The 24,623-nt window shown below is 41.1% G+C and carries 24 protein-coding genes; 20 read left to right on the top strand and 4 right to left on the bottom strand.

What is annotated here, in order from left to right; all coding sequences use genetic code 11:
* Positions 1-2: 2 nt before the first annotated feature.
* Positions 3-626, top strand: coding sequence for a YtpR family tRNA-binding protein (ytpR, locus tag L6410_RS10140; RefSeq protein ID WP_172040745.1), 624 nt, complete (start codon positions 3-5; stop codon positions 624-626).
* Positions 627-694: 68 nt separating this feature from the next.
* On the opposite strand, the gene L6410_RS10135 is transcribed toward ytpR, so the two are convergent.
* Positions 695-1,627: an alpha/beta fold hydrolase gene (locus tag L6410_RS10135; protein ID WP_172089535.1), complete on the bottom strand. Its 933-nt coding sequence runs from the start codon at positions 1,625-1,627 to the stop codon at positions 695-697.
* Positions 1,628-1,705: 78 nt separating this feature from the next.
* On the opposite strand from L6410_RS10135, the gene L6410_RS10130 reads away from it, so the two are divergent.
* From L6410_RS10130 to glnA, 13 genes are all read left to right on the top strand, one after another.
* Positions 1,706-2,101: a single-stranded DNA-binding protein gene (locus tag L6410_RS10130; RefSeq protein ID WP_172040749.1), complete on the top strand. Its 396-nt coding sequence runs from the start codon at positions 1,706-1,708 to the stop codon at positions 2,099-2,101.
* A 560-nt stretch (positions 2,102-2,661) separates the two neighbouring features.
* Positions 2,662-2,943: a co-chaperone GroES gene (gene groES / locus L6410_RS10125; protein WP_237395446.1), complete on the top strand. Its 282-nt coding sequence runs from the start codon at positions 2,662-2,664 to the stop codon at positions 2,941-2,943.
* 91 nt (positions 2,944-3,034) lie between these two features.
* Positions 3,035-4,657, top strand: coding sequence for a chaperonin GroEL (gene groL / locus L6410_RS10120; RefSeq protein ID WP_237395445.1), 1,623 nt, complete (start codon positions 3,035-3,037; stop codon positions 4,655-4,657).
* A 229-nt stretch (positions 4,658-4,886) separates the two neighbouring features.
* Positions 4,887-5,300 carry a 30S ribosomal protein S12 gene (gene rpsL, locus L6410_RS10115; RefSeq protein WP_002940030.1) on the top strand — a complete coding sequence of 138 codons (414 nt, stop codon included), beginning with the start codon at positions 4,887-4,889 and terminating at the stop codon, positions 5,298-5,300.
* Between the two features lie 16 nt (positions 5,301-5,316).
* A complete protein-coding gene (rpsG, locus tag L6410_RS10110) occupies positions 5,317-5,787 on the top strand; it encodes a 30S ribosomal protein S7 (protein ID WP_002940031.1) in 471 nt (156 codons plus the stop codon).
* A gap of 212 nt (positions 5,788-5,999) precedes the next feature.
* A complete protein-coding gene (gene fusA / locus L6410_RS10105) occupies positions 6,000-8,081 on the top strand; it encodes an elongation factor G (protein ID WP_105126475.1) in 2,082 nt (693 codons plus the stop codon).
* 226 nt (positions 8,082-8,307) lie between these two features.
* Positions 8,308-9,318 carry a type I glyceraldehyde-3-phosphate dehydrogenase gene (gap, locus tag L6410_RS10100; RefSeq protein WP_024392683.1) on the top strand — a complete coding sequence of 337 codons (1,011 nt, stop codon included), beginning with the start codon at positions 8,308-8,310 and terminating at the stop codon, positions 9,316-9,318.
* Between the two features lie 187 nt (positions 9,319-9,505).
* Positions 9,506-10,702 (top strand): iron-containing alcohol dehydrogenase, encoded by a 1,197-nt coding sequence (locus tag L6410_RS10095; protein WP_172040755.1) that lies wholly within the window; start codon positions 9,506-9,508, stop codon positions 10,700-10,702.
* Between the two features lie 17 nt (positions 10,703-10,719).
* Positions 10,720-11,562: an aldo/keto reductase gene (locus tag L6410_RS10090; RefSeq protein ID WP_237395444.1), complete on the top strand. Its 843-nt coding sequence runs from the start codon at positions 10,720-10,722 to the stop codon at positions 11,560-11,562.
* Positions 11,563-11,700: 138 nt separating this feature from the next.
* The gene (locus L6410_RS10085; RefSeq protein ID WP_237395442.1) at positions 11,701-12,900 is read left to right on the top strand and encodes a phosphoglycerate kinase; all 1,200 of its coding nucleotides are present in this window, start codon (positions 11,701-11,703) and stop codon (positions 12,898-12,900) included.
* A gap of 491 nt (positions 12,901-13,391) precedes the next feature.
* Positions 13,392-13,904, top strand: a complete 513-nt coding sequence (locus tag L6410_RS10080) for an FUSC family protein (protein WP_002938512.1) — start codon at positions 13,392-13,394, stop codon at positions 13,902-13,904.
* A 79-nt stretch (positions 13,905-13,983) separates the two neighbouring features.
* Positions 13,984-14,355, top strand: coding sequence for a MerR family transcriptional regulator (locus tag L6410_RS10075; protein ID WP_002938514.1), 372 nt, complete (start codon positions 13,984-13,986; stop codon positions 14,353-14,355).
* A gap of 26 nt (positions 14,356-14,381) precedes the next feature.
* Positions 14,382-15,728, top strand: coding sequence for a type I glutamate--ammonia ligase (gene glnA / locus L6410_RS10070; protein WP_024392056.1), 1,347 nt, complete (start codon positions 14,382-14,384; stop codon positions 15,726-15,728).
* A gap of 279 nt (positions 15,729-16,007) precedes the next feature.
* Here the strand turns inward: glnA and rnjA are convergent, their stop codons facing one another.
* From rnjA to L6410_RS10055, 3 genes are all read right to left on the bottom strand, one after another.
* The gene (rnjA, locus tag L6410_RS10065; protein ID WP_024392379.1) at positions 16,008-17,687 is read right to left on the bottom strand and encodes a ribonuclease J1; all 1,680 of its coding nucleotides are present in this window, start codon (positions 17,685-17,687) and stop codon (positions 16,008-16,010) included.
* Positions 17,688-17,690: 3 nt separating this feature from the next.
* Positions 17,691-17,921, bottom strand: coding sequence for an RNA polymerase epsilon subunit (locus L6410_RS10060; protein ID WP_024392378.1), 231 nt, complete (start codon positions 17,919-17,921; stop codon positions 17,691-17,693).
* A 242-nt stretch (positions 17,922-18,163) separates the two neighbouring features.
* Positions 18,164-19,915 carry an IS1634 family transposase gene (locus L6410_RS10055; protein WP_237395190.1) on the bottom strand — a complete coding sequence of 584 codons (1,752 nt, stop codon included), beginning with the start codon at positions 19,913-19,915 and terminating at the stop codon, positions 18,164-18,166.
* Positions 19,916-20,282: 367 nt separating this feature from the next.
* Here L6410_RS10055 and L6410_RS11040 point away from each other — a divergent pair, with 367 nt between their 5' ends.
* The 6 genes from L6410_RS11040 to L6410_RS10030 all read left to right on the top strand — a co-directional run bounded on the left by L6410_RS11040 (position 20,283) and on the right by L6410_RS10030 (position 24,491).
* Entirely contained in the window at positions 20,283-20,414 is a 132-nt protein-coding gene (locus L6410_RS11040) for a hypothetical protein (RefSeq protein ID WP_256773281.1), read from the top strand.
* Positions 20,415-20,735: 321 nt separating this feature from the next.
* Positions 20,736-21,419, top strand: a complete 684-nt coding sequence (tsaB, locus tag L6410_RS10050; RefSeq protein WP_024403982.1) for a tRNA (adenosine(37)-N6)-threonylcarbamoyltransferase complex dimerization subunit type 1 TsaB — start codon at positions 20,736-20,738, stop codon at positions 21,417-21,419.
* The gene (rimI, locus tag L6410_RS10045) at positions 21,416-21,856 is read left to right on the top strand and encodes a ribosomal protein S18-alanine N-acetyltransferase (RefSeq protein ID WP_237395440.1); all 441 of its coding nucleotides are present in this window, start codon (positions 21,416-21,418) and stop codon (positions 21,854-21,856) included. The genes tsaB and rimI overlap by 4 nt, the downstream gene beginning before the upstream one ends.
* On the top strand, positions 21,846-22,853 hold the full coding sequence (gene tsaD, locus L6410_RS10040; protein ID WP_237396777.1) for a tRNA (adenosine(37)-N6)-threonylcarbamoyltransferase complex transferase subunit TsaD: 1,008 nt from the start codon (positions 21,846-21,848) through the stop codon (positions 22,851-22,853). The genes rimI and tsaD overlap by 11 nt, the downstream gene beginning before the upstream one ends.
* 19 nt (positions 22,854-22,872) lie before the next feature.
* Positions 22,873-23,706 (top strand): ABC transporter ATP-binding protein, encoded by an 834-nt coding sequence (locus L6410_RS10035; protein ID WP_172089632.1) that lies wholly within the window; start codon positions 22,873-22,875, stop codon positions 23,704-23,706.
* Positions 23,703-24,491 (top strand): ABC transporter permease subunit, encoded by a 789-nt coding sequence (locus tag L6410_RS10030; RefSeq protein ID WP_172103568.1) that lies wholly within the window; start codon positions 23,703-23,705, stop codon positions 24,489-24,491. The genes L6410_RS10035 and L6410_RS10030 overlap by 4 nt, the downstream gene beginning before the upstream one ends.
* Positions 24,492-24,623: the final 132 nt, after the last annotated feature.

Here is a 24,623-nt window from a genome sequence, read left to right as displayed (position 1 = left end):
AAATGATTTTTACATATAATAAGGAACACGTTGGCGATGTTCTGATGGTGATTGTTGCTGAGGACAAGGGGCAGGCTGTCCAGTTTGAACGCAAGGGTCAAGTGGCGCGTGTTTTCCTAGAGGACACAGGAAAAACAGTAGCCTGGAATATTTTTGAAGCATCAAGTTTGGTTGAGATTGCTGGAAATGGTCAAGTTTTCCTGACAGACGAGCAAGTTGCGACCTTGAATGCAGTATTAGCAAAAGAAGGCTTTACTGAAAGCTTGGTCAACGACAATGCTCCAAAGTTCGTAGTCGGTCAGATTGCGGAATTGGTTCCTCATCCAGACAGCGACCACCTCAATATCTGTCAGGTCAATGTTGGTGATAAAACAGTGCAAATCGTAGCTGGTGCCCCAAATGCTGCCCAAGGATTGAAAACCATTGTGGCTCTTCCGGGGGCAATGATGCCGAGCGGTAGCCTAATCTTCCCGGGAAAATTGCGTGGTGAAGATAGCTTTGGTATGATGTGCAGTCCGCGTGAATTGGCTCTGCCAAACGCACCACAAGTCCGTGGTATTATCGAATTGGACGACTCCGCAGAAGTCGGAGCAGCATTTGAACCAGCAAAACACTGGAAGGGATAAGAAGAAATCGAACGGGAATAGCAACCGTTCGATTTTTAACTTTGAATAATTTGTTGTAAATAATTGTGTTATCGTGCAAATTCTGTTATCTGTTCTGCTATTTGTTGGGGGAGGTAATCATGGACATAGTGAGGGCAATCTAATTGTATGATTTTGATATTATTTGCCTTCTTACAGAATTGATGAGCGTAGCCCAACCATTCTGCCTGTGTAAACCCTGTTCCATCACCATTTGAAACGAACAAGAGCATTGGGATACTGGGAGTTGGCAGATTGTTGATTGTATCAGCATTTTCTTTAAGTTCTTCTAATTCGTTTAGCATATTGGTTGAGATTGGGTGATGGTGCAGTAGGGCTTGATAGGTAGCCTTTTCTTGATTGGATAGAAAGGGTTGGTTAAGGGCTGGTTGATTGGCCAAACTGGGAAAGAAACGTGTTATTCCAAAATGAGATGCAAACGAGAGAGCATGAAATAGGGAAGGATTTATATCCATTGTTTGGTAGGAGGCGGGGAATGCCATGTCTAAGCCAACAATAGCCTCCACTTCGTCAGGATAGTGATTGGACCAATAGAGTGCCTCGAGACTGGATAATGAATGGGGGCAGAGGATTAACTCTCCTTGAATGCCTAGCTGTTTTAAGGCTGAGCGAGTGTCTGCTACGATGGTTTGTATTTCTCGTTTCTCATCAATATCGTCGCTAAATCCGTAACCAAATTTTTCAACGACAATAATTCTAAAATCATCTTTTAGTCGAGAGGTCAAGGCTTGAAAGTCGAGTATAGGAGAGGTAGTTCCTCCACCTGCTAAAAATACAAGTGTTTTGTTACCTTTGCCCTCAACTAACACATTCATTTTCTTATTTTTAATAGTAACTGTTTGTCCTAGTGGTTGCCGAAGTGGTTGTTCCAGTTGAATTTGAATCTGGTGATAACAGTACATGGCTGCGATAGCGATCGTAATTGTTAACAGCAGACGGTGTGATACCCTCTTTCTCATCATTGAAAAACTCCCCATTTATTTTTATTATTTCATCATTTTATCATCTTTCCTACGAATAAATAAGTAGGAGGATATAAAATGTATAATAAAGTTATTTTAATCGGTCGCTTGACGGCCCAACCAGAACTGACTCAAACGCCAAATGGCAAAAATCTGACTCGTGTAACTGTCGCAGTCAATCGCCGATTTAAGACAGAAAATGGTGAGCGTGAAGCAGATTTTCTTAATATTATTTTCTGGGGCAAACTGGCGGAAACACTTGTTTCTTATGGCAGCAAGGGCAGTCTGATTTCTATTGACGGTGAGTTGCGAACGCGAAAATACGAAAAAGACGGTAGCAACCACTATGTGACAGAGATTCTAGGTCAATCATTCCAATTGCTTGAAAGTCGTGCTCAACGTGCTATGCGTGAAAATAATGCGAATGATGATTTGGCGGATGTGATTTTGGAAGAAGAAGAATTGCCGTTTTGATGTAATATCCGTCCCAAGACCGATGGAGCGTATTGAAAAATAGGTTATACTTTGGTCAATCCTAAATATTTTTCATATCTCCTTAAAGACACCAATGAAAGTTGGTGTTTTTTGTGTTCTATTTCCTATCACTCCACCATTCTATCAGCATGATAATTAGAGAAAGTAGGATAACTCTGTAGAAGAAAAAGATGATGTAGTGAGGGTGGCGAAAGAAAAATATCCAGACTAGCCAGAGTAGACAGGCGAATATCATTTTCCCACCAAAGCCTAATTTACGTTTTAAAACCATTCTGCAAAACTTTCGTAGGCTGAAAATCGGCTTTCAAGGTAGTCTGTTTTTAAATCTCTAAAAAATTTCATGAATACTCCCTAACTTGTTAAAAATAGTATAGCATAGTTTAACAATAATGAATAGGTAAATTCTGTCTCATACTTAAGGAGGATTTTCACGAAAAAGAGATAGAATTTTCTTGACTATTTTTGACCAAGTGATACAATAGGAAATGTGAATTAGCACTCATGTGTATAGAGTGCTAAAAATACCAGGAGGTAGTAGAATGTTAAAACCATTGGGCGATCGTATCGTCGTAAAAATTGAAGAAAAAGAACAAACAGTTGGTGGCTTTGTCTTAGCTGGAGCAAGTCAAGAAAAAACCAAGGAAGCAAGTGTCCTAGCGATTGGACAAGGAATTCGTACCTTGAACGGAGACCTGGTAGCACCTGCTGTGGCAGTTGGTGACACAGTGTTGATTGACGCTCATGCAGGCTTGGAAGTCAAAGACGGTGACCAGACCGTTCACATCATTCGTGAAACTGATATTTTAGCAATCGTTGAATAAGAAACTAATAGAAAAGGATTTGAACCCGCTTGTGAAATTGTAAGAAATGTGAAGTAGGATTTTTTATTGATTTAGGCGGGAGGGTATAATTATGGCAAAAGAAATTAAATTTGCAGCAGATGCTCGTGAGAGCATGGTTCGTGGTGTCGATATTTTGGCTGATACGGTCAAAGTAACCTTGGGACCAAAAGGTCGCAATGTTGTCTTGGAAAAAGCTTATGGATCACCACTCATTACAAACGACGGTGTGACAATTGCCAAAGAAATCGAATTGGAAGACCATTTTGAAAATATGGGTGCTAAGTTGGTATCCGAAGTGGCTTCAAAAACCAATGACATAGCTGGTGACGGTACAACAACTGCTACTGTTTTGACACAAGCGATTGTTCGCGAAGGCTTGAAAAACGTGACTGCAGGTGCCAACCCAATCGGTATCCGTCGTGGGATTGAAGCAGCAGTCGCAACAGCAGTTGAGGCTCTGAAAGCGCAGGCCAATCCAGTTTCAAATAAAGAAGAAATTGCTCAAGTCGCAGCCGTGTCTTCACGTTCTGAAAAAGTTGGTGAGTACATCTCAGAAGCTATGGAGCGCGTGGGAACAGATGGTGTTATTACCATTGAAGAATCTCGCGGTATGGAAACAGAATTGGATGTGGTTGAAGGTATGCAATTCGACCGTGGTTATCTGTCACAATACATGGTAACAGATAATGAAAAGATGGTGGCTGAACTTGAAAATCCATTCATCTTGATTACCGATAAGAAAATTTCTCATATTCAAGATATTTTGCCACTTTTGGAAAGCATTCTCCAAACCAATCGTCCATTGTTGATTATTGCTGACGATGTGGATGGGGAAGCCTTACCAACACTTGTACTCAACAAGATTCGTGGTACTTTCAACGTAGTTGCTGTCAAGGCGCCAGGATTTGGTGACCGTCGTAAAGCTATGTTGGAAGATATTGCTATCTTGACCGGCGGTACAGTGATTACAGAAGACCTTGGTTTGGACTTGAAAGATGCGACGATCGAAGCACTTGGTCAAGCAGCTAAAGTTGTGGTCGATAAAGATGGTACAACCGTTGTTGAAGGTGCTGGAAATCCAGAAGCAATTGCCAACCGTGTCGCTGTTATCAAGTCACAAATTGAGGTAACCACTTCAGAATTTGACCGTGAAAAATTGCAAGAGCGCTTGGCTAAATTGTCAGGTGGTGTCGCTGTCATCAAAGTTGGTGCTGCTACTGAGACTGAGCTGAAAGAAATGAAACTCCGTATCGAAGACGCCCTCAACGCAACACGTGCCGCAGTTGAAGAAGGAATCGTAGCCGGTGGTGGTACAGCTCTTGTCAATGTTATCGATAGTGTAGCGAAATTGGAGTTGAAAGGCGACGATGAAACAGGACGTAATATTGTCCTGCGTGCCTTGGAAGAACCAGTTCGTCAGATTGCCTATAACGCAGGTTATGAAGGTTCAGTTATCATTGACAAGTTGAAGAATTCAGAACTTGGCACTGGTTTTAACGCAGCGACAGGCGAATGGGTCAACATGATGGATGCAGGTATTATTGATCCTGTTAAAGTAACACGTTCAGCTCTTCAAAATGCGGCTTCAGTAGCCAGCTTGATTTTGACAACAGAAGCAGTTGTTGCTAACAAACCAGAACCAGCCGCTCCAGCTATGCCACAAGGTATGGATGGAATGGGAATGGGTTACTAATTAGATTAAAGGAAACACAGTCGAAAGGCTGTGTTTTTCTTGAAAATTTCAATCACATCTATTTGACAATAGGTTTGGGATATGGTACTATATTAGACGGTACTTTTTACTTTTGGTCTCTCAAGAGTGTACAGGGACGTGCTGACAAATGTTGCAAAAGTACACACAGATAGGGGTTGTCACCAATGCCCTATCACCAAAAATAAAAAATATATACAGGAGAATGTAGATGCCTACAATTAACCAGTTGGTACGTAAACCACGTAAGTCTAAAGTAGAAAAATCTAAATCACCAGCTTTGAACGTTGGTTACAACAGCCGTAAAAAAGTTCAAACAAACGTTTCATCACCACAAAAACGCGGTGTTGCAACTCGTGTCGGAACAATGACACCTAAAAAACCTAACTCAGCCCTTCGTAAATTTGCTCGTGTACGTTTGAGCAACCTTATCGAAGTTACTGCTTACATCCCAGGTATCGGTCACAACTTGCAAGAACACAGTGTGGTTCTTCTTCGTGGTGGACGTGTAAAAGACCTTCCAGGGGTACGTTACCATATCGTTCGTGGTGCACTTGATACTGCTGGTGTAAACGATCGTAAGCAAGGCCGTTCTAAATACGGTACTAAACGTCCAAAAGGCTAAGAAGGGGGAAATATAAATGAGTCGTAAAAATCAAGCGCCTAAGCGCGAAGTATTGCCAGATCCATTGTATAACTCAAAATTGGTAACTCGTTTGATTAACCGTGTTATGTTGGACGGTAAACGTGGTACTGCTGCATCAATCGTATACGGTGCCTTTGATCAAATCAAAGAAGCAACTGGCAATGATGCACTTGAAGTATTTGAAACAGCAATGGAAAACATCATGCCTGTACTTGAAGTACGTGCACGTCGTGTCGGTGGTTCTAACTACCAAGTCCCAGTTGAAGTTCGTCCAGAGCGTCGCACAACACTTGGTCTTCGTTGGTTGGTAACAATCGCTCGTAACCGTGGTGAGCACACTATGATCGATCGCCTTGCGAAAGAAATCATGGATGCAGCAAACAACACAGGTGCAGCTGTTAAGAAACGTGAAGATACTCACAAAATGGCAGAAGCAAACCGCGCATTCGCACACTTCCGCTGGTAAGATAGGATGTGAGGACCTTAAGTCAGTTCTACATAAATCAATTGAGATTATGGTATCAACTTATCGTTCAATCATCACAAATCGGATTGAGGCATGCCTCAGCCATTTCACACCATTAGTAAGAAATTAAGCGGGTGGGATTTACCCACTCGCTTTTATTAAAATATGGTATAATCAAAATAGAAATCTAAAAATATAGGAGAACAAACCTCATGGCACGCGAATTTTCATTGGAAAAAACTCGTAATATCGGTATCATGGCGCACGTTGACGCGGGTAAAACGACGACAACTGAGCGTATTCTTTACTACACTGGTAAAATCCACAAAATCGGTGAAACTCACGAAGGTGCATCACAAATGGACTGGATGGAGCAAGAGCAAGAACGTGGTATTACTATCACATCTGCTGCAACAACAGCTCAATGGAACAACCACCGTGTAAACATCATCGACACACCAGGACACGTGGACTTCACAATCGAAGTGCAACGTTCACTTCGCGTTCTTGATGGTGCGGTAACCGTTCTTGACTCACAATCAGGTGTTGAGCCACAAACTGAAACAGTATGGCGTCAAGCAACTGAATACGGTGTTCCACGTATTGTATTTGCGAACAAAATGGATAAAATCGGTGCTGACTTCCTTTACTCAGTAAGCACACTTCATGAGCGTCTTCAAGCAAATGCTCATCCAATCCAATTGCCAATCGGTTCTGAAGATGAGTTCCGTGGTATCATCGACTTGATTAAGATGAAAGCTGAAATCTATACTAACGACCTTGGTACAGATATTCTTGAAGAAGATATTCCAGCTGAATACCTTGAGCAAGCTGAAGAATACCGTGAAAAATTGGTTGAAGCAGTTGCTGAAACTGATGAAGAATTGATGATGAAATACCTTGAAGGTGAAGAAATCACAATTGACGAATTGAAAGCTGCTATCCGTAAAGCAACTATTAACGTTGAATTCTTCCCAGTATTGTGTGGTTCAGCCTTCAAAAACAAAGGTGTTCAGTTGATGCTTGATGCGGTTATCGACTACCTTCCAAGCCCACTTGACATTCCTGCTATTAAAGGTGTTAACCCAGATACAGATGCTGAAGAAGAGCGTCATGCATCAGATGAAGAGCCATTTGCAGCTCTTGCCTTCAAAATCATGACTGACCCATTCGTAGGTCGTTTGACATTCTTCCGTGTATACTCAGGTGTCCTTAACAGCGGTTCATACGTATTGAACACTTCTAAAGGTAAACGTGAGCGTATCGGACGTATCCTTCAAATGCACGCAAACAGCCGTCAAGAAATTGAAACTGTTTATGCAGGTGACATCGCCGCTGCGGTTGGTTTGAAAGATACTACAACTGGTGACTCATTGACAGATGAAAAAGCAAAAATCATCCTTGAGTCAATCCACGTTCCAGAACCAGTTATCCAATTGATGGTTGAGCCTAAATCTAAAGCTGACCAAGACAAGATGGGGATTGCGCTTTCTAAATTGGCTGAAGAAGATCCAACATTCCGCGTTGAAACAAACGTTGAAACTGGTGAAACAGTTATCTCTGGTATGGGTGAGTTGCACTTGGATGTCCTTGTTGACCGTATGCGTCGTGAATTCAAGGTTGAAGCAAACGTAGGTGCTCCTCAAGTATCATACCGTGAAACATTCCGCGCTTCTACACAAGCTCGTGGTTTCTTCAAACGCCAGTCTGGTGGTAAAGGTCAATTCGGTGACGTTTGGATCGAATTCACACCAAACGAAGAAGGTAAAGGTTTCGAGTTCGAGAACGCTATCGTCGGTGGTGTGGTTCCACGTGAATTCATCCCAGCGGTTGAAAAAGGTCTCGTAGAATCTATGGCTAATGGTGTTCTTGCTGGTTACCCAATTGTTGACGTTAAAGCTAAGCTTTACGATGGTTCATACCACGATGTCGACTCATCTGAAACAGCCTTCAAAGTGGCAGCATCTCTTGCCCTTAAAGAAGCGGCTAAATCAGCTCAACCAACTATTCTTGAGCCAATGATGCTTGTAACAATCACTGCACCTGAAGATAACCTAGGTGACGTTATGGGTCACGTTACTGCACGTCGTGGTCGTGTTGATGGTATGGAAGCTCGTGGTAACACACAAATCGTTCGTGCTTATGTACCACTTGCTGAAATGTTTGGTTACGCAACTGTTCTTCGTTCAGCAACACAAGGTCGCGGTACGTTCATGATGGTATTTGACCACTACGAAGATGTGCCAAAATCTGTACAAGATGAAATCATTAAGAAAAACGGCGGCAATGCATAATTGCTTACCCTGGCAGCTTCGGCTGCCTTTTTCATTTTTTCATTAAAATTTTCATAAATAGCTTGCAAGACAGAGGTGGCAAATACTTGCAATTTTCGTCAAATAGTTATATAATAATCACGTTGAAAACTTTCTTGTAAATCTACAAGTTACAATTTTCACAATAGGATTAAAAGGCTTGCCTTTTAAAAAATATAACTCGATTTTCATAAGGAGGAAATCATAAATGGTAGTTAAAGTTGGTATTAACGGTTTTGGTCGTATTGGCCGTCTTGCATTCCGTCGTATCCAAAATGTTGAAGGTGTTGAAGTTGCGCGTATCAATGACCTTACAGACCCAACTATGCTTGCACACTTGTTGAAATATGACACAACTCAAGGTCGTTTCGACGGTACTGTTGAAGTTAAAGATGGTGGTTTTGAAGTTAACGGCAAATTCGTTAAAGTTTCTGCTGAACGTGAACCAGCTAACATTGACTGGGCTGCTGATGGTGTAGAAATCGTTCTTGAAGCTACTGGTTTCTTTGCTTCTAAAGAAAAAGCTGAACAACACATCCACGAAAATGGTGCGAAAAAAGTTGTTATCACTGCTCCTGGTGGTAACGATGTTAAAACAATCGTTTTCAACACTAACCATGACATTCTTGATGGTACTGAAACAGTTATCTCAGGTGCTTCATGTACTACAAACTGTTTGGCTCCAATGGCTAAAGCACTTCAAGATAACTTCGGTGTTGTTGAAGGTTTGATGACAACAATCCACGCTTACACTGGTGACCAAATGATCCTTGACGGTCCACACCGTGGTGGTGACCTTCGTCGTGCTCGTGCTGGTGCTGCTAACATCGTTCCTAACTCAACTGGTGCTGCTAAAGCTATCGGCTTGGTAATCCCAGAATTGAACGGTAAATTGGACGGTGCTGCACAACGCGTACCTACTCCAACAGGTTCTGTAACTGAATTGGTTGCTGTTCTTGAGAAAAATGTAACTGTTGACGAAGTAAATGCTGCTATGAAAGCTGCTTCTAACGAATCATACGGTTACACTGAAGATCAAATCGTTTCTTCAGATATCGTAGGTATCTCATTCGGTTCATTGTTTGACGCAACTCAAACTAAAGTTCTTGATGTAGATGGTAAACAATTAGTTAAAGTTGTTTCTTGGTACGATAACGAAATGTCTTACACTTCACAACTTGTTCGTACTCTTGAGTACTTCGCAAAAATCGCTAAATAATCCTTAGTGAAAATCAAAGAGGCTTCGGCCTCTTTTTTTGCGATTCCATTTCTGAAAATCCAATTTTCGAATGAGACGTGATATACTTATCATATAGTTAGAAGTTGAATCTTGGAAAAGATTCGCTGTAATATACTTTTGAGGTATAGGAAATGTAGGCAATAAGGATAAGTAGAAAGGATAAAAAATGAATAATTTTCGATTACAGATTCCTACAGATATTCGTTTTGGTCGTGACCGTTTGACGGAATTACCAGAAGTATTAGGAACCTATGGAAAAAATGTTCTTTTGGTTTATGGCGGAGGGTCAATTAAACGTTCAGGATTGTATAACCGTGTAGTAACTTTATTAAATGAGTATGGTTTTACTTTTGTTGAATTAGCAGGTATTGAGCCAAATCCTAGAATCGATTCTGTCCGAACAGGTGTAGATCTTATTCGAAAAAACGGTATCGAGGTAATTTTAGCTGTAGGTGGGGGATCCGTTGTTGATGCGAGTAAAGTCATGGCTGCGGGAGCGTTTTATGATGGCGATGCGTGGGATTTAGTAAAGGATAGTAGCTTGATAGGAAAGGCAATCCCTATTGTTGATATTTTGACACTGGCAGCAACAGGAACTGAAATGAACAGGGGTGCTGTTATTTCCAATATGGTTACAAACGAAAAACTTGGTACAGGTGGCTGGGAGTTGATTCCAAGGGCATCGTTTTTAGACCCTACTTTGACATACACCGTATCAAAATGGCAAACTGCTGCTGGGGCTGCTGATATGATGAGCCATCTGTTTGAACAATATTTCAATCGAACAGAGGGAGTAGACGTTCAAGATAGTATTGCAGAAGGCTTGTTGAAAACAATTATCAAGCATGGTCCGGTCGCAATAGCTGACCCAGAAAACTATACTGCTCGTGCAAATTTACTTTGGAGTTCTACCTTGGCCCTAAATGGTTTGGTGGCTGGAGGTCGATTAGGCGGTTGGACCTGCCATGCAATTGAACATGAATTGTCAGCCTATTACGATATTACACATGGGATTGGTTTAGCGATTTTAACACCAAGATGGATGAAGTTTTGTGTAGATACAGATCCGACAACTCATGCAAAATTTGCAGCTTATGCACGAAATGTGTGGGGATTAGTTGAAGGAACAGAGGAAGAACTGGCCAGACAGGCTATTGCTAAGACGTATTCGTTTTTTGAAAATGAATTAGAAATTCCAATGAAATTATCAGATGTCGGAATTCCGACGCAAGAATTGGTAAGAGAGATGAGTGAACAAGCTGTTTTACATGGGAAGCTGGGAGGGAATGTATTTGTGCCCTTAACTGTTGAAGATGTTGAGTCAATTGTGCGTGATTCGTTTATCTCTATGGAAAAATTTTAGTAAGTGAGGAAAGAAAGATGGAAAAATATACATTAGTCAATGGAGTAGAAGTTCCAAAGATTGGTTTCGGTACATGGCAAATTCCTGAAGGGGAAGTTGTATATCAGAGTGTTAGTCATGCCCTGCAAGTTGGTTATGTTCATGTCGATACAGCTCAGATTTATCGCAATGAAGTGGGTGTGGGACGAGCTATTGCAGATAGCAAGTTGGACCGGAAAGAAATCTTTGTAACGACTAAGATTTGGAATGATAAGCAGGATTATGAATCTGCAAAGGCATCAATTGATGAATCCTTATCTAAGTTAGGTCTAGACTATGTAGATTTACTTCTTATTCATTGGCCAAATCCTGTAGAATTGCGTGAAAATGATGCATGGAAAAAACGTAATGCGGGTGTCTGGAAGGCTTTAGAAGAGGCCTATAAAGAAGGAAAGACGCGTGCGATTGGGCTATCAAACTTTATGGTTCATCACTTAGAGGCATTATTTGAAACCGCTGAAACGAAACCTCATATCAATCAAATTCTGTTAGCTCCAGGCTGCCCTCAAACTGAGCTAGTTGATTTTTGTCGTCAACACCAAATTTTGTTAGAGGCTTACAGTCCACTCGGAACAGGAAGTATTTTTGGGAACCCTGTTGCACAAGAAGTAGCTGAAAAGTATGGTAAATCTATTGCACAAATTGCACTTCGTTGGTCTTTGCAAAAAGGTTTCTTGCCATTACCAAAATCAGTAACTCCTGCAAATATTGAAGCAAACTTGCATATTTTTGATTTTGAATTATCGGAAGAGGACATACTCCGACTCGATGGAGTAGATGGCGTGAACAGCCAGAGCAATCCGGATGAAGTTAATTTTTAATTGGGTATCGCTCGGGTAGATACTCAGCTACGCTTGGAATCATTGTTACAAGTATCACAATAAATGAGATTTTAATAGGCATTTAATGAATAATGTGCTATAATTAGTAAGATAAAAATTTTTTAAGGAGTCTAACTAATGGCTAAATTGACTGTTAAAGACGTTGAATTGAAGGGCAAAAAAGTTCTTGTCCGTGTTGATTTTAACGTTCCTTTGAAAGATGGCGTTATCACTAACGACAACCGTATTACTGCTGCTCTTCCAACAATCAAGTATATTCTTGAGCAAGGTGGACGTGCCATTCTTTTCTCTCACCTTGGTCGTGTGAAAGAAGAAGCAGATAAAGAAGGTAAATCATTGGCTCCTGTAGCGGCTGACTTGGCGGCTAAATTGGGTCAAGAAGTTGCTTTCATCGCTGGTGCTACTCGTGGTGCTGAATTGGAAGCGGCTATCAATGCTTTGGAAGATGGACAAGTTCTCCTTGTTGAAAACACTCGTTTCGAAGACGTTGATGGTAAGAAAGAATCTAAAAACGACGAAGAACTTGGTAAATACTGGGCTTCACTTGGTGATGGTATCTTCGTTAACGATGCATTTGGTACTGCACACCGTGCACACGCATCAAACGTTGGTATCTCAGCAAACGTAGAAAAAGCAGTAGCTGGTTTCCTTTTGGAAAACGAAATTGCATACATCCAAGAAGCTGTTGAAACTCCAGAGCGTCCATTTGTGGCAATCCTTGGTGGTTCAAAAGTATCTGATAAGATTGGTGTTATCGAGAACCTTCTTGAAAAAGCAGACAAAGTTCTTATCGGTGGTGGTATGACTTACACATTCTACAAAGCTCAAGGTATCGAAATTGGTAACTCACTTGTAGAAGAAGATAAATTGGAAGTGGCAAAGGCGCTTCTTGAAAAAGCGAATGGTAAATTGATCTTGCCAGTTGACTCAAAAGAAGCAAATGCATTTGCTGGATACACTGAAGTTCGCGACACTGAAGGTGAAGCAGTTTCAGAAGGCTTCCTTGGTCTTGACATCGGTCCTAAGTCAATCGCTAAGTTTGACGAAGCGTTGACTGGTGCAAAAACAGTTGTTTGGAACGGACCTATGGGTGTATTTGAAAACCCAGACTTCCAAGCTGGTACAATCGGTGTAATGGACGCTATCGTGAAACAACCAGGTGTGAAATCAATCATCGGTGGTGGTGACTCAGCTGCTGCAGCTATCAACCTTGGCCGTGCAGACAAGTTCTCATGGATCTCAACTGGTGGTGGTGCATCTATGGAGTTGTTAGAAGGTAAAGTGTTGCCTGGTCTCGCAGCTCTTACTGAAAAATAAGTTCAATAAACTTGAAGGCTAAAATGCAACGGATTTCCGTTGCATTTTGTGCATCGCGTAGAGTTTCTACGAAGCTAAGCGAGTTAGAAAGTCTAGCAAGGTGAAAAGTGCTTCCAGGACTTGCAGCTCTTACTGAAAAGTAAAAAATTGCGACGAAATGAGGCTGGGGCTTGAGCTCCGGTCTCTTTTTGAATGCAATTTACGCTCTGAAGTGTCGGCTCGGAGGAAAAATTTTGTTGTGTAATCATTTTTTTGATTTTCATTGAGTATTACTTCGTAAACTCACCTTTTCAAGCTCGACTTATGCTTGTGGCTTCTTGTCTCGTATTATAATCAACTATAGGATACTTATTTTTTTGTAAAGTTGGGAGTTTTTTTTCTTTGGTGGCGTTGAAGTATCTGGTATTATTTTTACACTAAAATGTCCGAATGATTCATAACATTATGTGCATTTAGAATCATTTTTTAACAAATCATGTTAGAATAGAAGTATGTTAAAGAGATATAAATTTGATACCCAGAAGTTTAAATTGGGTATGAGAACTTTAAAATCAGGTCTAGCTGTATTTTTAGTCATTTTATTGTTTCATCTTTTAAAATGGGATGGTATTCAGATTGCGGCTCTGTCAGCAGTTTTCAGTCTTCGAGAAGATTTTGGGAAAAGTGTTCATTTTGGCTCTTCTCGAGTCCTTAGTAATTCCATAGGTGGCTTTTACGCCTTGCTTTATTTTATTCTAAGTGATCTGTTTTCTCATAATTTTTGGGTAACCTTAATTTTCATCCCTATTTTTACGATGCTAACCATTATGACGAATGTTTCGTTTAATAATGCTCCAGGTGTTATTAGCGGGGTTGCTACAATGTTGATTATTGCTCTCTCAGTTCCTGCAGGAGATTCTATTTTCTACGCCCTCCAAAGAGTTTTTGAAACATTCGTTGGAGTTTTTGTATCTGTTATTGTAAATTACGATATCGATAAAATAAAAAAGCGCTTTCTTTCCTAACGGTGTCATAAAATGTGACACAGAGGGCTTGACTGTTCGTTTTTTCTGCCCTATAATAGTGTGCAGAAAGGAGTTCATTATGAGAGAAAAAGAGTTTCGACGTTCCTTAGCTATTTTTCCAATTGGTAGTGTAATGAAATTGACTGATTTAACAGCGCGTCAGATTCGTTACTATGAAGATCATGGTTTGATAAAACCAGTTCGGAACGAAGGTAATCGCCGCTTGTATTCTCTAAATGATATGGACTTACTACTTGAAATTAAAGATTTTTTGGATGAGGGCCTAAACATTGCAGCGATTAAAAAAGAATACGCCAATCGTAAAGCAAAGGAAAAGGTTCAAGCAGAACAGAAAACTTTAACTGATGAGGATGTGCGTCGTATCCTACATGATGAATTTAGCAGACAAGGGCGATTTTCAAGTCCAAGCTCGATCTTTCGGTCGTCGTAATAGGTTTAATTAAGAGGAGAAAAAATATGGTTGTCACAACAGCGGATATTAAACGTGATATTAAAGAGAAAAATGTTACATTTCTACGTCTCATGTTCACTGATATTATGGGAGTGATGAAAAACGTAGAGATTCCTGCGACAGAAGAGCAGGTTGAAAAAGTTTTATCAAATAAAGTTATGTTTGATGGTTCGTCTATTGAAGGTTTTGTACGTATTAATGAATCTGATATGTACCTTTATCCAGATTTAAACACATGGACTATTTTTCCTTGGGGAGATGAAAATGGCCGTGTGGCAGGCTTGATTTGTGATATTTATACGACTGAAGGTGAACCGTTTGCGGGAGATCCTCGTGGAAACTTGAAAAAATCTCTTCGTCGGATGGAAAAAGAAGGATTCTCATCCTTTAACCTTGGTCCAGAACCAGAATTCTTCTTGTTCAAAATGGATGAGCAGGGGAATCCAACTCTTGAAGTGAATGACAAGGGTGGTTACTTTGACTTGGCGCCTACAGATCTTGCGGACAATACTCGTCGTGAAATTGTAAATGTTTTGACTGAAATGGGATTTGAAGTTGAAGCGAGCCACCACGAAGTAGCGGTTGGTCAGCATGAAATCGACTTTAAATATGCGGATGTTTTGAAGGCGTGTGATAATATCCAAATCTTTAAGTTGGTTGTTAAGACGATTGCACGAAAACATGGCTTGTACGCTACATTTATGGCTAAACCTAAATTTGGAATTGCTGGTTCAGGTATGCACTGTAACATGTCACTCTTTGATAAAGACGGTAATAATGCCTTCTTTGATCCAGAAGATCCTCGTGGCATGCAATTGTCAGAGACAGCTTATCACTTCCTCGGTGGTTTGATTAAACATGCTTATAACTACACTGCAATTACCAACCCTACAGTAAACTCATACAAACGTTTGGTGCCTGGTTTTGAAGCTCCTGTTTATATTGCTTGGGCAGGCAAAAACCGTTCTCCATTGGTTCGTGTACCTGCATCACGTGGAATGGGAACTCGCTTAGAATTGCGTTCAGTAGATCCAACGGCTAACCCATATTTGGCTATGGCAGTTCTTTTGGAAGTTGGATTAGATGGTATCGAACACAAGATTGAGGCTCCTGCTCCAGTAGAGTCAAATATTTATGCAATGTCAGATGAAGAACGTCGCGAAGCTGGTATTACAGATCTTCCATCAACTCTTCACAATGCTCTTAAAGCCTTGAGAGAAGATGATGTTGTTCGTTCGGCATTGGGTGACCATATCTATACTAACTTCTTGGAAGCTAAGAAGATTGAGTGGGCAAGTTACGCAACTTACGTTTCTCAATGGGAAATTGATAACTATTTAGATTTGTATTAATGAGCATTTTCAATAACTAAATTATTCTCATTCAGATCAAATTTTGAATATTAAAAAATAGCTTAGAATCAACGTTTCTAATGACGTTATTCAAAGCTATTTTTTTCTATTGAATCTTTATTTTCGCTTTTCAAATTTTAGGCTCAAAGATTTCTACCGCGCTCTTCCATTTTTAAGCTCGGGCTGAAACAGTCTCTTCCCAGACGTTTCACTCCCCTGGACTTTTGTTTTCGGTTTTCAAATTTTAGGCTCAAAGATAAAAAGGTCCACTGGACCTTTTTATTTATCCGGGGTGAGAATCATTGGGATAATGATTGGCTCACGTTCTGTTTTTTCATATAGGAATGGTCGGAGGGCGTTGACAATTGCACCATTGACCGTTTGGATGCTTGCGTCCTTATTGCGCATGGCGATTCGTATGGCATCAAATAGAATTCGTTGGCTTTCGCGGATAAGATCTCCTGATTCACGCATATAGATGAATCCTCGACTAAGGATATCTGGACCAGCAAGAATCATTTTCGACTTGAAGTCGACCGTTGCAACAGCGAGAACGACACCGTCTTCAGAGAGATCGCGTCTATCTTTAAGAACAGCTGCACCGATTTCGCCAATCCGATTGCCATCAACGTAAATGTCTTGGGCGTTGAATTGACCGGCTATGCGAGCTGAATCTTTTGTAAGTGCAAGGACATCACCATTTTCCATAATGAAGATGTTTTCTTTAGGAACGCCAGTATCAACAGCTAAACCAGCATGGATTTTTTGCATACGGTATTCGCCATGAACAGGCATGAAGTATTTTGGCTTGATGAGGCGGAGCATGAGTTTTTGCTCTTGTTGGCCACCGTGTCCAGAGGTATGGATGTTGTTAATCTTACCGTGGATAACATCTACACCTGCTTCAATCAAAATATTGATTAATTTGTTAACCCCTGTGGTATTTCCCGGAATAGGACTGGACGAGAAGATAACAGTATCACCTGGTTGAAGTTGGACTTGTCTGTGGGTACCATGAGCAATTCGAGAAAGTGCAGCCATTGGCTCACCTTGACTACCTGTACATAGAATCAAGACTTCATTAGCTGGATATTCTTTTATTTCATTTGGTTCGATAAAGGTATCTTTAGGGACCTTTATATAGCCTAATTCAATACCATTTACAATTGCTTTCTCCATTGAACGGCCAAAAACTGCAATTTTTCGACCTGTTTTTACTGCTGCATCGGCTGCTTGTTGAAGGCGGAAAATGTTGGAGGCGAATGATGCAAAGATAATACGACCGTGAATGCCTTCAATCAATTTCATAATGGATTGACCAACAACTTTTTCGGAGTTAGTAAAGGTTGGAACCTCTGCGTTAGTTGAATCGGATAAAAGACAGAGGACGCCTTCTTCACCGAGCGCAGCCATACGGTGCAAGTCAGCTGGTTCTCCAACGGGAGTGAAGTCAAATTTAAAGTCACCGGTGCAGACAATTTTACCTTGGGGTGTGTCTACGACGATTCCAAGTGGTTCTGGAATTGAGTGAGTTGTTCTGAAAAAACTAACTTTTAAGTGTTTGAAGGTAAGCTCTGTTTTATGGTTAATCTCATGGAGAGTAGCATCACGAAGCAGGCCATGTTCTTCCAATTTACCGCGTATCAAAGATAGTGCTAGCGGACCAGCATAGATAGGTACGTTCGCTTGTTTGAGTAAGAATGGAATTCCTCCAATATGATCTTCGTGACCGTGTGTGATGACTAGACCTTTGACACGGTCTAGATTTTCAACGATATAGGAGTAGTCTGGGATGACATAGTCAATACCTAAAAGATCGTCTTCAGGAAATTTAATACCTGCGTCAACAATCAAAATTTCATCTTGGTATTCAATACCATAGGTATTTTTTCCGATTTCTCCCAAACCACCGATGGCAAAGACGCCAACTTCTTGGGGTTTTAGATTTATTGCTGACATGGATTAGAACTCCGTAATACTAAAATCAGCATGCTCCTTCTCATATTGGAGGTGCTTTTCGGATAGAAGTTCGATGAATTCGATATTGTATTGTGGGTATGTTTTTTCTACTAGCTCACGCGCAATAATACGACCTTGTAATTCGCTTTCTGCTTCGACTTCCATGTAAAGTGAGCGTGTCTGTTCGCGACGAGGACTCACTTTTGACTCTTGATAAAAAACTTTATAAATCATATGTTATACATATTCCTTTCTGCTTTGACTGCAACCTACGAAAAAAGACCCAAATAGTTTTCTATTTGTTGCTTGGTATTCAGTTTTCTAGAGTTGTTGATTTCGACAGTCTAAATAATTCTCCTTATTATATCATAAAGTTAGGACTTGGTAAATGGAAGTGTTAGGAAAATGAAAATCAGGTGAGAACCTCTCGAGTTTATCAGTTAAAAAATGAAAAAAGCTCCCTAAACGCTGTCAAATCAACGTTTAGGGAGCTTTTTTGAGTCATAAATTGTGTTGTGTATGCAGTTTTTCCCTAACTTTTGAATATCTTCATGTCTGACAGTTCCACGATCCCAAGTGATTCCTAATAAATGAAGTAACTCACTTGCTTCATGGTTCTGCTTGACTCTATATATCCCTTGTCCCATATCTGCAGCTAACATACTGTTTAAGCCCTCTATCATTCGAGCAGGACTCATTTTCTTATCGGTAATGTAATACAATAAGCGTATCATCACTAAACTGATAAAGCAGGTTAGGAAATGGCCTTCAATATGTTCATTTTTTCGTACATAAACAGGTCTCGTTTCAAACTCTGTTTTTGTAATTCGGAAACAATTCTCAATCGCAGATAATTCTTGATAGGCCTCTAATATGGCATCATCTTCCATCTCAATCTCACTGGTCACAAGGACATGAACCCCATCAAATTGAGCATCAAATTCGACCTGTTCTTGGTCAATTCGGATAAGTGGCGAAAATGGTTTAACCTCTCCGGTTTCCTTATCCAAATAGCTCAACTCAAGGTATTTCTTTCCACCCTTCTTGCTCGTTTGTCGAAACAATTCCGCATCAGTTAGCTTATTGGCATAGTCAAGAGCCCCTTCACGTCGAATCCGTTCTCTATCTTCATATTTCTTTGACCAGGTCAGTAGTACTTTTTCTTTAACGGTTGGAGAATCCTTCTTGGTCCCAAGTTTTCTCTCTCGAATGTAAGACTTTTTAGCGAAAGTGATATCTTGATTAAACTGCCAACCAGATTCTTCCAATATTTTTTCTTGAATATCCTTCGGAGCACCTCGTTTCCCACGGTGCTTTTGCGAGAAGATCCAGCCGTCATTGTTCTTTATAGTGGCATTCAGGTTATTTGTGCTGTTCATCGCTTTGTCTGCGACCACTACCAACCGTTCAATCCCAAACTGTTTCTTTACTTGCTCAATTGCTGGAATATAAGTGATAGGGTCTGTAAGGTTTCCTCGAAATAGTTTATAAGCGATAGGAATACCGTTCATATCCATGAATAATCCCATTTGGATAATGGGGTCTTTCCTATATTCTTTACTAGCTCCTCTTCGACGAAGCCCCTCGACAAGAAGGTCTCCATTTTCATCACGGATATCTTCATCAGGAACATCAATTTCAAAAAAATAGTTGGTAACATCATAAAACACTAAGGTTCCAGTTCGATTCGTTAATTGGCTAACTTCTTGATGTAAGTGCTGTTGAATTTCTGATTGAAAGGTATTTAAGATATCTAGTGACCGATAAACTGAATTATATGGAACATTCCAATCTCCGAATAGGGAAGCTTGGTGGTAGAAAGTTTTATATTTACTTCCCGGATTAAGAATTCGTTGAAAAATCAGTAGTTTAACTGTTTCATCTAAGTCCATCGTCATTTTTGACGGCTTATTCTTTTTAAAGAATTGATGTAACTTAAGTGTAGTATAAAGATCTTCTAAAATCTTCCAACCAATGTTTTCGTCAGGTTTGTTCATTGGATCTTTCAAAGAAAGTTTTATCAGAAATTCCTCAGACTTAGCTTGTGAGTTTTCCTTTGCTTCACGTTTTAATCGCTCAAGAATGCCTGGTTCTTTCGCTTCCAATTCGTCCAACAAACCATATTTATAAAGAATCCGTTGTTTTGACTTTCCGTTCTCACGATATCCTTCAACAAGATAAACATGTTTACGGCCTTCTCTGTTTTTTGTAATTCGAATAAATGCCATAAATATATTATAACATACACCGCCGTTCACAACAACAAAAATATCAATAAAATGTTAAAAAAATACCGCTGTTATCGCAAAAACAGCGGTTGTGAAATGAATTAACTGATAAACTCGAGATTATATCATAAAGTTAGGACTTGGTAAATGGAAGTGTTAGGAAAATGAAAATCAGGTGAGAACCTGGGTGGTATTTTCTGAAATTATCATGAATAACAAATATAACATTGTAAGTTGACAAAAATATAAATGTTTATTATGATAAATCTAACAATATATTGTGATGGTTCACTGAGAGGAAGTAGACCATGGGGACAGCACCAGAGGTAGGGTTAGGTAATTTTATCGAGAACTCCGTCGTTCTCGCTTGGTCAAGCAAAAGGATGTTGTCGGTGGAGACTTTACAGCAGCTCAATTGTCACGCTTTGAGTCTGGAAAATCTATGTTGGCGGCAGATAAGTTGATTGTGGCAGTTGAGGGAATCAACATTAGTTCATGAATCGCCCACCATATCGACGAGGATATTCAATATGATCAAGTGGTGGAATTGAAGAGAAAAGAATAACTGACTGGGAAATCACACCCCAGTCTTTTCCATTATTTGAAAAAAACTTCAAGATAGCTTACAATAGAGAGTAGCATTGAAAAGTCTTTCAGTTTGCTTTTAGTACTAGGCAACGAGCTGCGGGCTGTACTGGAGTACGGTAAAGGGAGTTCAAACAATACAGTGTATTGTTTGAAGTGGGAAATACGGAAACGAAGTTTCCTCATGCGTTGCAGTAATAAAAGCAAACCGAATGACGTAAGGAAAGAGAAACTTATGAAAATACTAGCTTTAGATAGCTCTAACCAAGCCTTGTCGGTGGCCTTGGTGGAGGACGGTCGTTTGCAGGCGGAAACCCTGCTGGCCGTTAAGAAAAATCATAGTATCAGCCTCATGCCTGTGGTCGATTTTTTGGTAGAACAGGTGGGATGGACGCCCAAAGACTTGGATAGGATCGTGGTCGCTCAAGGACCGGGCTCCTACACGGGTCTTCGGGTGGCGGTGGCGACTGCCAAGACCTTGGCCTACACCCTCAAGATCGACTTGGTGGGGCTATCTAGTCTTCAGTCTCTGGTTCCTCCTAGCCTGACGGGTCTGGTGGTTCCCCTCATCGATGCCCGCCGTAACTGCGTCTATGCAGGTGTTTATGAAAATGGCAGAGCAGTCGAGCCAGACCGCTACTGGTCTTTTGAAGACTTACTTTCTAGCCTGGCTGGTAAGGAAAATATCACCTTTGTTGGCGAAGTAGAAAATTTTATGGAGCAAATCGAACAAGCTCTGCCAGCTGCCCATTACCAGACCAGTCTGCCGTCTGCCTATCAGCTAGCAGTAATCGGTCAAGACTTGCCAGCAGTAGATGGCACCAGCTTTGAGCCCAACTATCTCAAGCGTGTAGAGGCAGAGGAAAACTGGCTCAAGGACAACCAAGCTGGCTCAGAAAGCTATATCAAGCGTGTATGATAGAGATTAAACACTACGATGGGCAGGAAAATCTGGCGGAGGCTGTGTTGGCAGTTATGCAGTCGGTCTATGAGCAATCTCCATGGACTCTGGAACAGATTGCCTCCAGTATGGCCAGTCAGGATGAGGATTATTATCTGGCCTATGAGGATCAGGAATTGGTCGGATTTTTGGCTGTTCAGACGGTGCTGGATGAGATGGAAATCTTGCAGATTGCTGTCAAGGCTGATTTTCAGAGGCTGGGAATCGCCAGTCAACTGATGGCTGCTGTGATGGACTGGGAGGGGGACATCTTCCTCGAAGTGAGGGAGTCTAACAGTGCAGCTCAGGCCCTCTATACACGCCAGCATTTTACCAAAATAGGAAAACGAAAAGACTACTACCGCCATCCTGTCGAGGACGCGGTGATGATGAAGAGAGAACGTGATGAAAGATAGATTGATTTTGGCGATTGAGACCTCCTGTGACGAGACCTCGGTGGCTGTTTTGAGAAATGATGCGGAGCTTTTGTCCAATGTCATTGCCAGCCAGATTGCCAGCCACCAGCGGTTTGGTGGGGTGGTGCCCGAGGTGGCCAGCCGTCACCATGTGGAAGTGATAACGGCCTGTATCGAGGAGGCCTTGTTGGAGGCGGAGGTGACGGCAGAGGACTTGACGGCTGTGGCGGTGACCTATGGGCCTGGCTTGGTCGGTGCCTTGCTAGTCGGGATTTCGGCTGCCAAGGCATTTGCCTGGGCTAACGGTCTGCCACTCATTCCTGTCAATCACATGGCAGGGCATTTGATGGCGGCGCGTGCGGTCAAGGAATTGGAGTTTCCGCTTTTGGCCCTCTTGGTCAGTGGAGGACACACGGAGTTGGTCTATGTGTCAGAAGCGGGCGACTACAAGATTGTCGGTGAAACGCGAGATGATGCGGTCGGCGAGGCCTATGACAAGGTAGGACGGGTCATGGGTCTGCCCTATCCAGCTGGTCGTGTCATCGATGAATTGGCTCATGAGGGGCAAGACATTTATGACTTCCCTCGTGCTATGATAAAAGAAGATAATCTGGAGTTTTCTTTTTCTGGACTCAAATCCGCCTTTATCAACCTCTGCCACAATGCCCAGCAGAAAGGGGAATCCTTGTCCAATGTGGACCTGTCAGCCTCATTTCAAGCCTGTGTCTTAGATATTCTTATGGCGAAGACCAAGAAGGCCTTGGAAAAATACCCTGTTAAAACCTTGGTCGTGGCGGGTGGTGTTGCAGCCAATCAGGGCTTGCGGGAGCGGTTGGCGGCTGAAATTACCGATGTGGAGGTTATTATTCCCCCGCTTCGCCTCTGCGGTGACAATGCAGGTATGATTGCCTTGGCAGCAGTCAGTGAATACAACAAGGAAAACTTTGCTGGCTGGGACCTCAATGCCAAGCCTAGCTTAGCTTTTCCGCAAAAATAAGTGGATGAAGAAGGTTCTTATGAAATCTGACGTCATTACGATTACTAATCTAAATAAATACTATGGAAGCCATCAAGCAGTTAGTAATCTCAATCTTTCTGTTCACCAAGGAGAGATTTTTGGTTTTTTAGGAGCAAATGGGGCTGGGAAGTCAACAGTTATTCGTTGTATTCTTGGTTTAGTTTCTAAAACAAGCGGAGATATTGTATTATTGGGAGGTGCTTATTCAAGCTTAACAGAAGCATTAGCCCATATTGGCTATCTTCCATCTGAGGCACATTTTTATCCTGACATGAAAGTTAGAGATGTTATCCGTTTGGCTGCGAAAGCTAGAAAAATAGATTGCCAAACAGAAGCGGATCGTATTTGTGAATTTTTGGAGGTTCCTTTGGATAAAAAGATCAAAGATCTATCTCTTGGGAATCGTAAAAAAGTCAGTATTGTATGTGCACTCCAACATAAACCAAGATTGTTGCTATTAGACGAGCCGACCTCTGGTTTGGATCCTTTGATGCAGGAGCGTTTCTTTACACTGATCAAGGAAGCTTGCTTGAATGGGGCAACTTGTTTCCTATCATCTCATAACTTATCGGAAGTGAAAAATTATTGTGACCGTGCTGCAATTATTAAAGAAGGAAAGCTTTTGGTAGTTGATACAGTTGACCATCTGACGCGTAGTCAAACGAAGAATGTAACCATTTGGAAAGATGGTCAAGAAAAACAATTCCGTTACGATGGGACAAGTGAAGACTTATTGAATCACTTGGTAGACCTAGCGCCGACGGATTTTTTGGTAGAAGAGCCTTCTCTTGAAGATCTGTTTCTCCATTATTATGAGGAGGTGGAGAAATGATTATTCTGTTGCATGAGTTAAGACAAAATCGAAAGACACTCCTTATATGGACCCTGGTACTTGGTTTTATCTGTTATGGTTCTATCTGGCTCTATCAGAGTGTTGAGAATCAATTAACAGGAGTTGCTGATTTGTATGCGAATATGGGAGACATTACAAAAGCATTGGGTATGGATAAGATTAGCATAGCCACTCTAGAGGGCTATTATGCTACGGAAATTGGCCTGATGTTTGGTCTCGGAGCTGGAATGTTTGCTTCTATGCTTGGAGTTACGAGCCTTTCTAAGGAGGAAGAAGGGCATACAAGTGAGTTTTTATACACCTTGCCATATAAGCGCTCAACTATTTTATTGTGGAAATACCTCAGCGTTGTTTTACAACTTCTGATTTTCAATAGTATTATTTCTTGTTGGAATGGTCTGGGGATTTGGCAGCTGGGGGGAGATGTTTCTTTTCATTCTTTTTTCAGCTACCATTTGTTGGTTTTATTAATGCAGCTGGAACTGGCTAGTATTTCTTTCCTCCTTTCAGCTATTAGTTCTAAAAAGCAAATTGGTTTAGCAATGGGGCTCGTACTGATTTTATATAGTATAGATATGATCGTTCGGATTATTTCTAAAGTAGAATTTTTGAAATTCATCACGCCCTATTATTACGCGAATGGTGCAGATGTTTTTAGCCATACTACCTTTGATACCTTATTTCTCTTAAAAGCTTGTGCGGTTATCATTGTTTCTTTGCTTCTATCAGTTCTTGTATTAGATAGAAAGGACCTTGGAGCTTAGTGCCGGTAGCGCTAAAATACGTGATCGCAATAATTATAGACATTTGAATTAGCTTTGATACATCGTCACTTTCGGCTTGCCGTACTCTACTAAAGTGACTTGTTTCGCAAGTCTTATTCCCAACCTAGAACA

Origin of the sequence: Streptococcus parasuis, from assembly GCF_021654455.1 — a bacterium.
Lineage (GTDB): Bacteria > Bacillota > Bacilli > Lactobacillales > Streptococcaceae > Streptococcus > Streptococcus parasuis.
Note: the sequence above shows the minus strand (reverse complement) of the source record. Positions and strands in the feature narration are given on the sequence as shown.

Coding starts and splice junctions, on each gene's coding strand:
- ytpR (WP_172040745.1), top strand. CDS start 3: ATGATTTTTACATATAATAAGGAACACGTTGGCGATGTTCTGATGGTG.
- L6410_RS10135 (WP_172089535.1), bottom strand. CDS start 1,627: ATGATGAGAAAGAGGGTATCACACCGTCTGCTGTTAACAATTACGATC.
- L6410_RS10130 (WP_172040749.1), top strand. CDS start 1,706: ATGTATAATAAAGTTATTTTAATCGGTCGCTTGACGGCCCAACCAGAA.
- groES (WP_237395446.1), top strand. CDS start 2,662: ATGTTAAAACCATTGGGCGATCGTATCGTCGTAAAAATTGAAGAAAAA.
- groL (WP_237395445.1), top strand. CDS start 3,035: ATGGCAAAAGAAATTAAATTTGCAGCAGATGCTCGTGAGAGCATGGTT.
- rpsL (WP_002940030.1), top strand. CDS start 4,887: ATGCCTACAATTAACCAGTTGGTACGTAAACCACGTAAGTCTAAAGTA.
- rpsG (WP_002940031.1), top strand. CDS start 5,317: ATGAGTCGTAAAAATCAAGCGCCTAAGCGCGAAGTATTGCCAGATCCA.
- fusA (WP_105126475.1), top strand. CDS start 6,000: ATGGCACGCGAATTTTCATTGGAAAAAACTCGTAATATCGGTATCATG.
- gap (WP_024392683.1), top strand. CDS start 8,308: ATGGTAGTTAAAGTTGGTATTAACGGTTTTGGTCGTATTGGCCGTCTT.
- L6410_RS10095 (WP_172040755.1), top strand. CDS start 9,506: ATGAATAATTTTCGATTACAGATTCCTACAGATATTCGTTTTGGTCGT.
- L6410_RS10090 (WP_237395444.1), top strand. CDS start 10,720: ATGGAAAAATATACATTAGTCAATGGAGTAGAAGTTCCAAAGATTGGT.
- L6410_RS10085 (WP_237395442.1), top strand. CDS start 11,701: ATGGCTAAATTGACTGTTAAAGACGTTGAATTGAAGGGCAAAAAAGTT.
- L6410_RS10080 (WP_002938512.1), top strand. CDS start 13,392: ATGTTAAAGAGATATAAATTTGATACCCAGAAGTTTAAATTGGGTATG.
- L6410_RS10075 (WP_002938514.1), top strand. CDS start 13,984: ATGAGAGAAAAAGAGTTTCGACGTTCCTTAGCTATTTTTCCAATTGGT.
- glnA (WP_024392056.1), top strand. CDS start 14,382: ATGGTTGTCACAACAGCGGATATTAAACGTGATATTAAAGAGAAAAAT.
- rnjA (WP_024392379.1), bottom strand. CDS start 17,687: ATGTCAGCAATAAATCTAAAACCCCAAGAAGTTGGCGTCTTTGCCATC.
- L6410_RS10060 (WP_024392378.1), bottom strand. CDS start 17,921: ATGATTTATAAAGTTTTTTATCAAGAGTCAAAAGTGAGTCCTCGTCGC.
- L6410_RS10055 (WP_237395190.1), bottom strand. CDS start 19,915: ATGGCATTTATTCGAATTACAAAAAACAGAGAAGGCCGTAAACATGTT.
- tsaB (WP_024403982.1), top strand. CDS start 20,736: ATGAAAATACTAGCTTTAGATAGCTCTAACCAAGCCTTGTCGGTGGCC.
- rimI (WP_237395440.1), top strand. CDS start 21,416: ATGATAGAGATTAAACACTACGATGGGCAGGAAAATCTGGCGGAGGCT.
- tsaD (WP_237396777.1), top strand. CDS start 21,846: ATGAAAGATAGATTGATTTTGGCGATTGAGACCTCCTGTGACGAGACC.
- L6410_RS10035 (WP_172089632.1), top strand. CDS start 22,873: ATGAAATCTGACGTCATTACGATTACTAATCTAAATAAATACTATGGA.
- L6410_RS10030 (WP_172103568.1), top strand. CDS start 23,703: ATGATTATTCTGTTGCATGAGTTAAGACAAAATCGAAAGACACTCCTT.